General features: G+C 36.6%; 14 protein-coding genes. 1 reads left to right on the plus strand and 13 read right to left on the minus strand.

Annotated elements, in window-relative coordinates; translation table 11 throughout:
- Position 1 precedes the first annotated feature (1 nt).
- The 7 genes from Q8L85_07020 to Q8L85_07050 form a co-directional block, all read right to left on the minus strand.
- Positions 2-1,096 (minus strand): LptF/LptG family permease, encoded by a 1,095-nt coding sequence (locus Q8L85_07020; protein MDP1724438.1) that lies wholly within the window; start codon positions 1,094-1,096, stop codon positions 2-4.
- Positions 1,096-2,193 (minus strand): LptF/LptG family permease, encoded by a 1,098-nt coding sequence (locus Q8L85_07025; protein ID MDP1724439.1) that lies wholly within the window; start codon positions 2,191-2,193, stop codon positions 1,096-1,098. The genes Q8L85_07020 and Q8L85_07025 overlap by 1 nt, the downstream gene beginning before the upstream one ends.
- A gap of 12 nt (positions 2,194-2,205) precedes the next feature.
- Complete coding sequence (gene der / locus Q8L85_07030) at positions 2,206-3,576, minus strand: ribosome biogenesis GTPase Der (GenBank protein ID MDP1724440.1); 1,371 nt, start codon at positions 3,574-3,576, stop codon at positions 2,206-2,208.
- A gap of 7 nt (positions 3,577-3,583) precedes the next feature.
- Positions 3,584-4,900: a PQQ-binding-like beta-propeller repeat protein gene (locus Q8L85_07035; GenBank protein MDP1724441.1), complete on the minus strand. Its 1,317-nt coding sequence runs from the start codon at positions 4,898-4,900 to the stop codon at positions 3,584-3,586.
- Positions 4,901-5,248: 348 nt separating this feature from the next.
- Positions 5,249-5,896: a tetratricopeptide repeat protein gene (locus Q8L85_07040; protein ID MDP1724442.1), complete on the minus strand. Its 648-nt coding sequence runs from the start codon at positions 5,894-5,896 to the stop codon at positions 5,249-5,251.
- Between the two features lie 101 nt (positions 5,897-5,997).
- Positions 5,998-6,546, minus strand: coding sequence for a thioredoxin family protein (locus Q8L85_07045; protein MDP1724443.1), 549 nt, complete (start codon positions 6,544-6,546; stop codon positions 5,998-6,000).
- Between the two features lie 38 nt (positions 6,547-6,584).
- A complete protein-coding gene (locus Q8L85_07050) occupies positions 6,585-7,874 on the minus strand; it encodes a pentapeptide repeat-containing protein (GenBank protein ID MDP1724444.1) in 1,290 nt (429 codons plus the stop codon).
- A gap of 254 nt (positions 7,875-8,128) precedes the next feature.
- Between Q8L85_07050 and Q8L85_07055 the strand changes: the two genes are divergently transcribed.
- The gene (locus tag Q8L85_07055) at positions 8,129-8,887 is read left to right on the plus strand and encodes a HAMP domain-containing sensor histidine kinase (protein ID MDP1724445.1); all 759 of its coding nucleotides are present in this window, start codon (positions 8,129-8,131) and stop codon (positions 8,885-8,887) included.
- Here the strand turns inward: Q8L85_07055 and Q8L85_07060 are convergent.
- The 6 genes from Q8L85_07060 to Q8L85_07085 all read right to left on the minus strand — a co-directional run.
- Complete coding sequence (locus Q8L85_07060) at positions 8,846-9,814, minus strand: DMT family transporter (protein MDP1724446.1); 969 nt, start codon at positions 9,812-9,814, stop codon at positions 8,846-8,848. The genes Q8L85_07055 and Q8L85_07060 overlap by 42 nt on opposite strands.
- 322 nt (positions 9,815-10,136) lie before the next feature.
- On the minus strand, positions 10,137-11,066 hold the full coding sequence (locus Q8L85_07065; GenBank protein ID MDP1724447.1) for a hypothetical protein: 930 nt from the start codon (positions 11,064-11,066) through the stop codon (positions 10,137-10,139).
- Positions 11,067-11,078: 12 nt separating this feature from the next.
- Positions 11,079-11,408 carry a hypothetical protein gene (locus Q8L85_07070; protein MDP1724448.1) on the minus strand — a complete coding sequence of 110 codons (330 nt, stop codon included), beginning with the start codon at positions 11,406-11,408 and terminating at the stop codon, positions 11,079-11,081.
- 20 nt (positions 11,409-11,428) lie between these two features.
- Positions 11,429-11,812 (minus strand): hypothetical protein, encoded by a 384-nt coding sequence (locus Q8L85_07075; protein MDP1724449.1) that lies wholly within the window; start codon positions 11,810-11,812, stop codon positions 11,429-11,431.
- Positions 11,813-11,875: 63 nt separating this feature from the next.
- Positions 11,876-12,058 carry a hypothetical protein gene (locus Q8L85_07080; protein MDP1724450.1) on the minus strand — a complete coding sequence of 61 codons (183 nt, stop codon included), beginning with the start codon at positions 12,056-12,058 and terminating at the stop codon, positions 11,876-11,878.
- Positions 12,059-12,197: 139 nt separating this feature from the next.
- A partial coding sequence (locus Q8L85_07085; protein MDP1724451.1) for a hypothetical protein occupies positions 12,198-14,131 on the minus strand: 1,934 nt, incomplete at its 5' end.

The raw sequence follows: 14,131 nt of genomic DNA on the forward strand, positions 1-14,131 counted from the left end.
TCTATTTTTCTTCCCGATGAATTAACCACGAAAAACTAAATAAAGTTGTTGCAATAGCAGGTGTCCAGGTTGCAATCCAAATAGGTAAAGCACCTGATCCGCCAAGCGAAAAAAAGATTTGATCTAGAATATAAATTAGAAAACCAATACCAACGCCAATGGCAAAACCCCAAAAATTAGTACCAAAGCGTGGAATATAAATCGAAAAAAGAGATCCAAAAATAACTAAAGCAATAAACAAAAGAGGAGTAGACAAAAGACCATTAAATTGAAGTTCATGATCACGTGTTGGAAAACCATGTGCCTTAAACATTGAAATAAAATGCGGTAAATCCCAAATAGCGATTGAATCAGCTGGCGCTAAGGCATTAATAATTTCATGATGCGTTAATTTTGTAGGGAGTGCATAATTAGGCTGATGCTCAGATTTTTGACCATTATCCCAATTTGATATCCATGCATTTTGAATATTCCATTTGCCTTCGCCCAATAAAGCTGATTGTCCGTCAATTCGTTTTGTTAATTGGTGGTTATGATCAAAATCTAAAAAATAAACCTGACTCATTGTAAACAAAGGTGGTTTTACCTCTGCTGCATGAATAATTTGATAACCTTGATCTGTTTTGGTATGCAACCAAAATCCATTAGCCGTCATTTCAATGGAAGTTTCTTTGCCTTTAATGACTGTATTTACTAAAAATTCGTGATGTTTTTTAAAATTTGATGAAATAGGGTTTAAAACTAAAATTGAAAAAAGGCCATAAATAAAAGCAACAAAAACGCAGGGCATAATAAATTGGCGCAATGAAATGCCAGAAGCACGTGCCATAATAATTTCATGGTGTCGATTTAAAAATGAAATAGATAACATTGCACCAAACAAAACAGAAAAAGGCAATAATAATTCCATAAATTTTGGTAATTGGAGTAAAGATAATTTAAGCTCAAAAAAGAAATCAAGCTTTATTCTACTTAAAGCACGCCTTGTTTGTTCAATTGAATTTATAATGAAAGCAAGACTTGATAAACCTAAAAAAGTTAAAAAAATCCATTTAAAATTATGTTTTGAAATGTAGAAAAAAAGTGTTTTTGACATTACCCCATTCGTCCTCTAGCGATCATGAAGGTTCCAAATAATATTGGTATAATAGGCAAAGCATAAAGCATAGGAATTAAAGGTGGATAATGACTTGCAATATTCTTAAGACCAATACTTAATCCTTCTAAAAGTGCAACAACAAATGCTATAAAAAGTATGCGCATTCCATTGCCACGACGATTGTAATTTCCATAAAATAATATTGTTAAGCCAAGCAGTACGAACGCAAAAATATAAAGAGGACTTGAAAGACGTTGATGTCCCGAAACTAATAATTTTCTATATAATTTATCATCTGGTGAGACGTCCTGTGGGTCCAATAATTCAGGCACCGTTCTTTCTTCAGCTGATCTTTGTTTTCGCGCATTAGGATCGCGCTTCATTTCAATTTCATGTGTGTATGAATCAAATTGTAAACGTTTAAGACCTTGAGATTTTTCTGGACTTTCAATATCAATTTCTTGGTGGCTACCATTTAAAAGCGTTAATGTGATGTTTTCTGGATAAACATTAAAGCGTCCCGTTTCTGCAATATAGGTTGTTTTATGCTGAGGATTACGGTCATCTTGAATAACAATACCTTTAAAATCTTTATTGTTAAGTCTTTTTTTAATAAAGATTGTGAGACCTGGACCTATAATATTAAATTGGTTTTCGCGTAAAAGTGATGCAGATAAAGAAGTCGATAATTCATATTGCATTGTTTTAAATAAAGACGTGCTTTGTGGTAAAAAATAAAGACTGATTGTGTAACCAATAAAAGTCATAATGCCAGCAACCAAAAAAGCAGGTAAACTTAATTGTAATGGACTTAATCCAGAACTACGCATGGCAATAAGTTCACGTTCTTGAGAAAGTTTTTGATAGGTATAAAAAATACCAACAAAACCACCCAATGGAAGTAAATGATAAAGCAAAAAAGGTAAAAGCAATGACAAAAATTTAAAAATTGTTATTAAAGGGAGCGCTTGGTTAATAACAAGATCGATGAAACGCAGTGATTGCACAAGCCACATGACCGCGGTTAATACAATTATTATAAAAAGGGTAGTTTTAGATAATTCCCACAGCATATATCTTTGTAATTTATTCATAAGCAAGCAATCTCATTTTTTTGCAAAAGGGTTCTTTGGTTTGCGATAATAAAAACGCAAAGGAACACCTTCTAAACCAAATTCTTCTCGTAATCCATTCATTAAATAACGTTCATAAGCAACTGGAAAATCAACATCTTGTGAAATAAAAATTGCAAATGTAGGTGGTCTCATCTTCATTTGCGTCACATATTTTATTTTAAGACGTCTTCCTTTTATTAAAGGCAGACTATGCCCTTCAATCATCATTGTCAACCATCGGTTGAGCTCACCTGTTGGAATTCTTTTATTCCATCTTTCATAAATGGTGAAAGTTGCCTTCATCAATTCTGGTAAATTATCACCATTAATCCCTGAAATTGGGATAATTGAGACGCCTCTGGCTTGATTAAGTGATTCATCAACTTTGTATTGCACATCACTTAATAATTCACGTTTATTTTTAATGAGATCCCATTTATTCAACGCAATAACAAGCGCACGACCCTCTTCAATAACATGACGTGCAATTTGCAAATCTTGCTTGTCCAAAGGTAGTAATGCATCCACCATCAAAATGACAATTTCAGCATATTTGATAGATTCAAGCGTATCCTTTGTTGATAAGGTTTCGAGCGCTTCTGAAATACGCGCCTTTCGTCTAAGACCTGCCGTATCAAAAAGTTTAATGTCTCGACCTTGATAGACCCAATCAATAGCGATAGCATCGCGCGTAATACCCGCTTCAGGTCCTGTCAATAATCTTTCTTCTTTGAGCAATTTATTAATAAAAGTTGATTTACCAGCATTTGGTCTGCCAACAATCGCAAGTTTTAAAGGCCTTTTTTTAGGCTCAATCTCAATTTCTTCGATTTCATCATCATCAAATTCTGAAACTTCTTTTTCAGGTGGTGTAGGCATATGTTTTTTAATTTCTGTATAAAGATCGTCCATACCGATACCATGTTCGGCTGATATCGCGATAGGTTGGCCTATACCTAAACGGAAAGCGTCATATAAACCTTCTTGACCTTTACGGCCTTCACATTTATTGGCAAGCAAAATAATGGGTTTAGGTGTTCTTCTTAAAAGACGTGCAAAAAATGTGTCATTTGGCGTAATGCCTGAAATTGCATCGACAACAAAAAGCAATAGATCTGCGCCTTCAATAGCTTTAAGGGTTTGCTCTGTCATGCGACTTTGAAGGTCAGAATCAGGCGTATGGTCAAGGCCTGCCGTATCCATAAGGATAAATTCTAGATCAGCAATAGAACCCAATTCTTCCTGGCGATCACGTGTAACACCAGGTTCATCATAAACAAGTGCCGCTTTTTTACCGACAAGACGATTGAATAAAGTGGACTTCCCAACATTAGGGCGACCAATAATAGCAAGACGAAGCATTCAAAACCTATTTAAGTGCGTATAATTTGCCGCTTTCGGCCAAAAGATACATTGTTTTTCCAGCTATAACGGGCGGCATCTGAAAATTTTCTTTAAAATGTATAGAATCTATTATTTTCCCTGTAATAGGTGAAAAAGAAACAAGACTGCCTAGGCTATTTGTTAGATAGAGTTTATTTTGGGCCAAAATGGGACCTGCCCAAGTAATAGCAGGTGAGGATTTTGATAGGGTTTTTTGAAGTGGTTCAATCCAAACAATTTGGCCTGTTTCTTTTTTTAGACAAAGTAATTGGTGTTCGTTCGTAACAACAAAAACAACGTCTTTATGAACTAAAGGCGTATATAATCCACCAATATGTTTTTCCCATATTTGTTCGCCCGTTTTGGCGTTAAGGGCAAACATACGATTGCCATGTCCAATAACGAAAACCATTTGATGGTCAATGACTGGATTGCCTTTGATTGTTGAAATACTTGATACAGAATCTGTTCTGCGTAAAGACGTTAAGGCATCCCCCCATAAAGGATGACCTGATTCAACTTTGATACCAACGACTTCACCGGATGAAAAAGGCGCCACGACAAGATCATTCATAATCGCAGGGCTAGCACCGCCTAATAGACCTGCATATTCGGTCATGCCTGCATGAGTCCACAAAACCTCGCCTTTTTCTTGCGAAAGAGCAAACAATGTATTGTCGATCGTTACAACAAAAACACGACCATCGCTTACACTTGGTGCTGAGCGAATAGGTGCTGAAACGTCTTGGTGCCAAATTTCTTTGCCCGTTTGAGCATCAAGCGCAATGATTTGCGCAAATCCAGTTGCAACAAAAATTTTTTGGGTGTCATAAGCAAGTCCACCATTGGCAATTGGAGATTCTTCTTTTGAAGGTTTAGAATTAAAATGCCACAATAAAGCACCATTATCAGTGCGTAAGGCGGAAACTTTTCCATAAGAATCAAGTGTGTATATTTTGTTTTCTGAAATAATTGGCAAAGAGAGTAATTTACGATTGTGTTGAGACCCAGCACCTATATCTTTTTTCCAAGCGACAGATAAAGCAGAAGCAAGTTCAAAATGAGGCAGCAAATGAGATGCAACCATCCCGCTTTGTGTCCATTCACGCGTCGGAACAGGTTCAGAAACTTCTACCTTATAATCCTCAAGAGATTCATCTACTTTAAGATTTTCACTTGTTTTAAGAATCGCCAGTCGGTCACCCGCTAAAGGTGGATCATTATGCGAACAAGCAGATAATACAAAAAGTGGCCCTGCAAACAGCACAAGCGTTTTAAAGGCAATAATAAAAGAACGGCTCATTAATATAATCCATAATCAAATTTATACCACTCTTGTTTCAAACCCACGGAGGTCGTCAGATTTCGGGATTCATCATGCTCATGTACAAAAAGGTACACGCAGCAGTCTTCACCACTCATCTTCTTGACCCAATTTCGAAACAATTCGGGTATATTTTATAACTGTCATCTTTATGACCACGTTCAGTATAAAATCTATCCAGAATGCATTATCTGATTGGTGTTCATGCAATTAAACATTTCACGCCAATTTTAGACCTTTCTAAACGCTGCTGAAATTCGATCAGTTAGTCCAAGGGTCGGTGTAGTCACATATTACAACATTAGCCTATCTATTGCATTTGTAAGCCTACTTGTCAAATTGTGTTAATATTTCACCAGCACGCGCACGTATAGCGTGAGGCGCCTGCGCATCTTCAACAATTGCTGTTAAATATGTTTTGGCTTTTTCAAGATTGTTCGCCTTTTGCGCAGCTAAGGCCGCAAGTTCAAGTGCTGAAAAACGCCATGAAGATTTTTCATGTAATAAGGGTTCTATCATTTTTTCAAGACTTGCACCATCTAACGTGTCTATTTGAAGGTAAACCAACATTAATTGGGCGTAATCTTTAAACAAAGGATCAATTTTAGCATCTTTTGACAATGAATCATAAAGCTCTATAGCCTTTGGTTTGTCACTATTCGCTTTAATCGATGCTTCTTTTAAGCGTGCAAGTAAAGCATAACCTTCTGACCCTTTTTGCTTAAGCGCCGTTAAGGCAGCTTCTGCTTCTAAAGATTTACCATCTTTTGCAAGTTCCAAAGCATGTGCAAAATCAAGACCATCTTTTTCTTGTTGATGCTGATTCCATGTAACCCAAGCGCCATAACCGCCCGCAAGAATAAGAATCGCAATAATTGAATTTAATATTATTTTTTGGTTTTTTTTCCAAAATTGGACCATTCTATCCTGGGCGACATCTTGGTCAATTTCTCTGAAAATATCATTATCGCTCATCTGCTCATCCTTGTTTCTGCTCTTATTCTTTTGCTTTGACCGCTTTATACGATGATACTCTACGCGGTTTTTAGTTTAAAAGCCAGTATTTCTTGAGTGTATTATTTCCATTTTATAGAACAACCCATACTTGGAAATTGTTCAATTGGGGTTTGATTAAAAGTTGAGATTTCAACCATAGCATCAAATAAATCTCTTTTAGCTTCAGGGATAGCTTCTCTGCGCGATGCATCAAGTCGTCCTCTGTAACGTAAGATATTTTGTTGATCAAATCCATAAAATTCAGGTGTACAGACTGCATCATAAGCTTTTGCAACCTCTTGTGTTTCATCTAATAAATAAGGAAATGTAAAATCATGTAAACGTGCAAATTGTTTCATGTTTTCAAAACTATCATCTGGGTAAGTAATATAATCATTAGACATGATTGCTACAGACTTTACACCATAAGCATCTAACTCTTTCACATCCCGCACAATGCGATCAATGATAGCTTTAACATAAGGACAGTGATTACAAATGAACATGATGAGCGTTCCTTTTTCACCTTGAATATCATGCAACGTATAAAAACGATCATCTATTCCTTTTAATTTAAAATCAATTGCTTGAAAATTATGTTGTGCAGAAGGTGTTGTTAAAGCAGCCATTTTATACTCCGTTACTGATAGTGCATTTGCTTACATGTTTATGTTTTTGATGACGAGATATTTTCAATATCCAAAGGTAGATTTTTTGTTTTACTTTTCGAAAAATCAACATTTGTTGCCTTTAAATTATTAAGAATAGCATTATCCAGAATAGCATCTTCCATATTACTATCTTGCATTTTAGCCCCTGTTAAATTGCATTTGCTTAAATTGGCTTTTTGAAATGTTGTTGCCCATTTTTTACCTGTTTTTTGACCCGTATTATCATGAATATCAATAACACCCATGATTGATTCGGATAAATTTGCATTATCTAAAAGTGCATTTACAAAAATCGTACCGGATAAATTTGAATGCGATAAATTAGCGCCCTGTAATTCAGCATTTGTAAAATCAACCATCATTAAATTAGCGTGTGAGAAATTAGCGCCCGCTAATTTTGTGTTTCTAAAATTTGAACCACTTAAATTAGCTTTAGAAAAATTTATGAAACTTAAATCTTGATTATTAAGACTGGCGCGCTGCCCAGATTTTCCGTTTGATTTTATCCATTCATAATGTGCATTGAGAATATCTTGTGTTTTAACAGGAAGTGATGCTTGTTCCCGGTTTAAAATTGTATTTTTAACATAAGCTACTGATAAATCGACATGATCAATTTTAGCGCCACGTAAATCAGCATCTTTTAAATTTGCTTGAAACAATATTGTTTCGTTTAAATTTGCACCTTGAAGAGAGCAATGTGTTAAATTTGCATGTGATAAATTAGTATGATCTAAATTTGCATTGTTAAGATTTGCATCTTTAAGATTTGAATGACTTAAATTTGTGCCTGAAAGCATAGCGGATTCTAGATTTGCACCTTCAAGACTTGAATTACTTAGATCAGCACCCGTTAAATTTGCATTATGCAAATTGACATCATTGAGTTGTGTATCGCTTAAATCTGCTGTCCGAAATTCATCTTTATTTTTGTGTTCATATGAAAAAAGTGTGCCGCCTCGCAAATCAACTTCTTTCATATTTGCACCATTTAATATAGCACCTTTTATACTTGCCCCCCTTAAATCAGTGCGTACAAGTTGTGCTTTTGAAAGATTAGCCTTATCTAGAGTTGCGCAAAACAAATCAGCATGCGATAGATCAGCGCCGCTTAGATTAGCATTTGTTAGATTTACGCCTGTTAGTTTTGCAGATTTAAGATTCTTTCCACTGAAATTAAGACCTGTCAGATTGACACCGCTTAGATTCGCTTTAACCCCACCAGGCATATGCTTTAACCACTTAGCGTGATTTTCAAGGATCGGTATTAATTCATGTTGAAGCATTTATTGAAATTCTTTTTTAAGTTGCATTGATACTATACCTAAATAATCTAAAACCACCGTTTTTAGTCTGTGACCTTTGGTCGCTTTTTGAACCAAAAATTCCTAAGGTAAAACAATTACCTGTCGTTATTTTTGGCAGCAAAAATCACCTCAAATTTCATGCCTAAAAATCGGCGCTTCCAAATCATTTAGGTATAGTTTAAATTAAAAAAAAGAAGTTATCAAACAACGAAATTGGGTAGGTAGGCTGTTATATGTCCACAAAAATCATTAAAAACAATGCATCAATAGATCAAAATTTTTTTCAAAGTCAGGGAGACATGCTTAATTTTATGAGCCATGAATTACGTACACCTCTCAATGCGATTTTAGGATATGCAGAGCTTATCGCAAAAGAAGTTCATGGACCCATTCAACCTACAATTTATAAGGAATATATTGAAGCTATTAAGATTGGGGGCGATCATTTATTAGCACTTGTAAACGATATACTTGATTATTCAAAGCTTCATGCTGGTAAAATGACCCTATATGAGCAACAAATTGATTTATCTTGCCTTTTATCCTCTTGTGTAAAATTATTTAATGCTTTAGCAAAAAACAAAGATATTACTATCTCATTGGAATTAGAAGAAAAAATGCCTCTTTTTTTTGCTGATGAGCGTATTATAAACCAAATCATTATGAATTTACTATCAAACGCTATTAAATACACCCCTCCTAAAGGATTTGTGCAATTATCTGCGTCTATGATTGATGGAAAAATTGTAATAAATATTGAAGATTCAGGCATTGGCATGAATCCTCAAGAACTAAAGCTTGCTTTAGAACCATTTGGTCAAATCAATATTTTAGAAAATCAAGATATTAAGGGAACAGGATTAGGGTTACCACTTGTTAAAGCTTTAACAGAATTACACGAAGGTGCCCTAGAAGTTGAAAGTCAGGAAAACGTAGGTACTAAATTTACATTAATTTTCCCGACGCATAGAACCATCAATATCATAATCTAAGGCATTTTCTAAGTTTGGAGCATTTTCTATATTTGCTAAGGCATTTGCCAATTTTTTAGCTTTTTGTTCTTGGAAGGTAATATATAGACCACTCACTATAATAATAGCGCCTCCTATCCATTCGTTCATGCCGGGAATTTCGTTCCAAAAAAGCCAACCAAAGAAAACGGCCCACAATATGCCTACATAGCCAAAAGGCGCAATAACGGAGAGTTTTTGCTGACTAAAAGCTTTAGTGAATAAAATTTGGCCAACACCGCCACAAAGACCAACATTGATCATGCACATAAGATCAAACCAATTCGGCGTTTTCCAACTAAAAGGTAACATTATAGCTGATACGATTGTGCATAAAGCAAGAAAATAAAAAACAATTGAGCCAGAGGATTCTGTTGTGCTTAATTGTCGAATTTGGATACCGCCAAGAGCATAAAAGAAACTACCAAAAAGAGCGATAAGTGACGCCAACTGAAATGTTTCACTGCCAGGCTGAACAATAAAAAGTACGCCTAAAAAACCACCTACAACCGCTATCCAGCGCGCAAAATTAACGTGTTCTTGAAGCATAAAAACGGATAGAATTGTTATAAAAATAGGTGCTGCAAATTCAATGGCATACATACTCGCAAGGGGGATATTCGCAAGTGCATAGACAAAACAATAAGTCGCAAAAATACTAATCATGCCTCTATAAAAATGGAAACCGAGTCTTTTTGTTTTTAACGTATGAAGTTGACTTGATTTTTTAAGATAAAAATATAAAGGAATAAAACTAAAAATACTTCTGAAAAATAAAATTTGTGGATAAGAATAAAGAGGTGCTACATGTTTTGTAAAAGCGTCCATAACTGCAAGCATAGAAACTGCAGTAATAATATAAAAAATACCCCATAACGGGTTTTCGTTTTTGGGATTTACTTGAGACATTTTATTGTTACTGCTTCTTTCTGATTTTTTATATATATAAAACTTTATACATTGAATTCAAGAAAAACTCAAGCAATAAAAAAATATATATTTGATTTAAGATATTTTTTGAAAAGGAAATTGTAACTGCAACAAAAAATATTTAAAATCTGATGATTATAACTAATGTTTCTTGTTGCTTTTTAAATAGTAACGTGCCTAGAGGAAATATTAGGTCGCGTTAAGCCGCTCAACTAACGCCTCTGCTTAAGTTTTGCGACTTGTTCCTGGTATTTGTCTGCAAATCACGGTATATGATTTGGTCGTGAATTTTCAATAGTTCTTAATCTATAAAGAATAAATTAATCTGACCAGCATTTTTGCCGAAGGAAAATTTATGAATGAGTTTATTTTCATTAAATTGGTAAAGTTTTACGCTTTTTCGTGTTAAAAAATAAACATTTTTACTGTCAGGCGTAAAAATAATTTTTTCTGCTGGATTTTTAACGGCGTTTTGTCTTAAATTTCTTGTTTTTTTATTAATAATAACGTTTTTGTCTTGATCTCCTCTATGAGACATGAAAACAATATCAGGTGTTTCAGAAAGCACTAAGAAACCTTTTTTAAGATCTTTAACTTTTTTGCTTGTTAAATCAAAATGCACATAATAATTATTTGCTTGCAAGAAAATGGTATTATCTAAAAGTACGGCGATTATTTTATTAAAACTATAATCGTTAAACATATAAACTTCGTGCAATGTATTGTTTTTCTCAAAATCAATTAAGTATAATTTTTTTGAAGTTAAGAAATAAAATTTATTATTTTCAGCGTTGAAAGAAGATATAAGCTTTTCTTGAAAAGGTATTTGATCAATTATCGTGAATTGAGGTGTGGGTTCTGTTGAAAGTCGAAGCAAGATGAGTTGAAAAGTTTTATTGTCTTGAGCAATAAATATATCCTTTTGAGCCAGATAAGACACGAACTCAACATCCATACCAATGTTAGATTTCAGAAACGTATTCGCATTTGCTGTATAGATGCTAAATTCGGTCCTATTTGGCGCAAAAAAGATCAACTTTTGACTGGGTGTATGATAAAAGGCTTTCAATGTATCAAGCTTGAAGCCAAATTTTTGCTTTATCTTTCCTGTTTCCCAATCTTGTAGTGCAATTTGTGTTTCTTCTGCACCAAAATATGTTACAAGAGCATTCTTCCCATAAAGGAAAGACGTCGTAAAAACAAAACAAAATAAACTCAATACAATACGCATGTTACCCTCACTTTAATGTTTGCCACCACCGCCGCCACCACGATGATGACTGCCACCTTTATTGTGATGATTCCCCTTATAGTGGTTGCCGCCATGACGTTTATCTACACGCTGATTACCACCATGATGGTGATACGCTCTATCCCCACCAAAGAATGGAAACAAGGTAACGCCTAAATCATATTCGACATCACATTGTTCTGGGTTTCGTAATCTAAAATCATAATGTCTACAAGGATCCCCATATACAAAAGCTGCGATAGTATCTGTTCTTATTTCGGTAGACCCAACGTTTATAAAGCCAAACATAACAACAACTGAAAGCAGTATTTTTTTACACATTTTTTTCTCCTCTGTTTAGCTTAATGGCGTCGATGATGGCCCCTAAAATGGCGGTTTCCAAAACGGTTATGTCTTAAATTGTAATGTCTCGAATAATGATGTCCGTAACGCCACAATGGGCGAGAATTATAATAAGGTCTGTGATGTCTGTAATGAGGCCTATCCCAGGAAAAAGGTAAGATATAATCATAATAGGAATAATTGTATCTTTGTCCGCATGTTCTTGGGTGTGTCACACGATAATCATAAAATTCACAAGGATGATTAACGTAGTAATATGCAATAGGTGTAGGTCTAACGATCATTGATTCCGTATATGACAATTGCTCCGCTTTACTCTCATTGAATCCTAAAAAAAATAAAGTCAGAAAAGCTAAAATAATTTTATAATTTAATACTTTCATTGTCTTCCTCCTTGATTATTCTTATGTAGAAATTGAATATACCTTACAAGCCATTCACTATATTTAGTGACCACGTAATTTGTTTGGTTTAAAACTAGGTTTAATAGCAGTCATGGGTTTTGGTGTTATTGTAAGTTTTGGTTTAACATTAGACCAGGTCTCCATCATTGATTTTAACGTAGGTTCTAATTTAGGAATCGGCTTAATAGAAATAGAAGTCGATGTGTTTTTATGTGAATGTTTCATAATATTTCTCCCTCAGGTTTGACATTAAAAAAAATAGGACAATTGATAGCTTTTAAAAAATTAATAGACACTTACTTATAATTCTGCCCTCACCCAAAAATGAGCCCCTCTTTATTAGAGAGAGGCTCCATTCAAGGTTTTAGCATTTTACACCAGGTTTACACGGTGCTTTTGCTGCTGGTGCAACTGGTTTCGCAACAGGCGCAGGCCTTGCAACAGGCGCAGGTCTGGGCGCAGGTGCAGGAGGTCTTGCAACAGGCGCAGGTCTGGGCGCGGGTGCTGCAGGTCTTGCAACAGGCGCAGGTCTGGGCGCGGGTGCTGCAGGTCTTGCAACAGGCGCAGGTCTGGGCGCAGGTGCTGGTGCCTTTGCAACAGGTTTAGGCGTTGGTGCTGGTGCTTTTGCAACAGGTTTAGGCGCTGGTGCTGGTGCTTTTGCAACAGGTTTAGGCGCAGGTGCTGGTGCTTTTGCAACAGGCTTAGGAGCAGGTGCTGGTGCTTTTGCAACAGGTGCAGCAACAGGTTTAGGCGCTGGTGCTTTTGCAATAGGTGCAACAGGCTTAGGTGCTGGTGCTGGTTTAACTGCACTTGGTGTAGCAGGTTTACCAGGTGCTTTAAACAAGGTTGCGGTATCAGGTTTAACAGGCGTTGGGGCTGATTTTACAGCTCCTGGTGCAGTAGGTTTGCCTGGAACAGGTGCAGGTTTAACAGCACTTGGTACAGCAGTTTTGCCTGGAACAGGTGCAGGTTTTACAGCACTTGGTGCTGCAGGTTTGCCTGGAACAGGTGCTGGTTTAACAGCACTTGGTACAGCAGTTTTGCCTGGAACAGGTGCAGGTTTTACGGCACTTGGTGCTACAGGTTTACCAGGTGTTTTAAATAAAGTCGCAGTGTCAGGTTTAGCAGGCGTTGGTGCTGGTTTCACAGCGCCTGGTGCTGCAGGTTTGCCTGGAACAGGTGCCGGTTTAACAGCACTTGGTACTGCAGGTTTGCCTGGAGCAGGTGCAGGTTTCACAGCGCCTGGTATTGCAGGTTTACCGGGTTCTGGTTTCACAGCGCCTGGTATCGCAGGTTTACCTGGCTCTGGTTTCACAGCGCCTGGTGCTGCAGGTTTACCAGGTGTTTTAAACAAAGTTGCGGTATCAGGTTTAACAGGCGTTGGAGCTGGTTTCACAGCACCTGGTATTGCAGGTTTACCTGGTTCTGGTTTCACAGCGCCTGGAGCTGCAGATTTACCTGGTTCTGGTTTCACAGCGCCTGGTATCGCAGGTTTACCGAGTTCTGGTTTCACAGCGCCTGGTATTGCAGGTTTACCGGGTTCTGGTTTTACAGCGCCGGGTATCGCGGGTTTACCGAGTTCTGGTTTTACAGCCCCTGGTATTACAGGTTTGCCGGGTTCTGATTTAACTTCTCCTGGCGCTGCAGGTTTGCCGAGTTCTGGTTTAACTGCTCCTGGTATTACAGGTTTGCCGGGTTCTGGTTTCACAGCCCCTGGTATTGCTGGTTTAGTATCTTTTCCAGGAAGTGTAGCCTTATCAACGGGTTTTGTATCTTTTCCTGGCGTTGGTTTTACACCGGGAAATAAAGTTGTAGTCTCAGGTTTTGCAATTTTGCCAGGTATTGCTGCTTTATCAATAGGTTTACCGTCTTTTCCAAGAGGTGCGGCCTTATCAATAGGTTTGCCATCTTTTCCAAGAATAGGCTTACCGTCTTTTCCAAGAGGCACTGCTTTATCAATAGGTTTACCATCTTTTCCAAGAGGGATCGCTTTATCGATAGGCTTACCGTCTTTTCCAAGAATAGGTTTACCGTCTTTTCCAAGAGGGATTGCTTTATCAATAGGTTTACCATCTTTTCCAAGAGGGATTGCTTTATCAATAGGTTTACCGTCTTTTCCAAGAGGAATCGCTTTATCGATAGGTTTACCATCTTTTCCAAGAGGAATCGCTTTATCGATAGGTTTACCATCTTTTCCAAGAGGGATTGCTTTATCAATAGGTTTACCGTCTTTTCCAAGAGGGATCGCTTTATCAATAGGCTTACCGTCTTTTCCAAGAGGGATCGCTTTATCAATAG

It is taken from the genome of Alphaproteobacteria bacterium (assembly GCA_030680745.1).
Taxonomy (GTDB): domain Bacteria; phylum Pseudomonadota; class Alphaproteobacteria; order JAUXUR01; family JAUXUR01; genus JAUXUR01.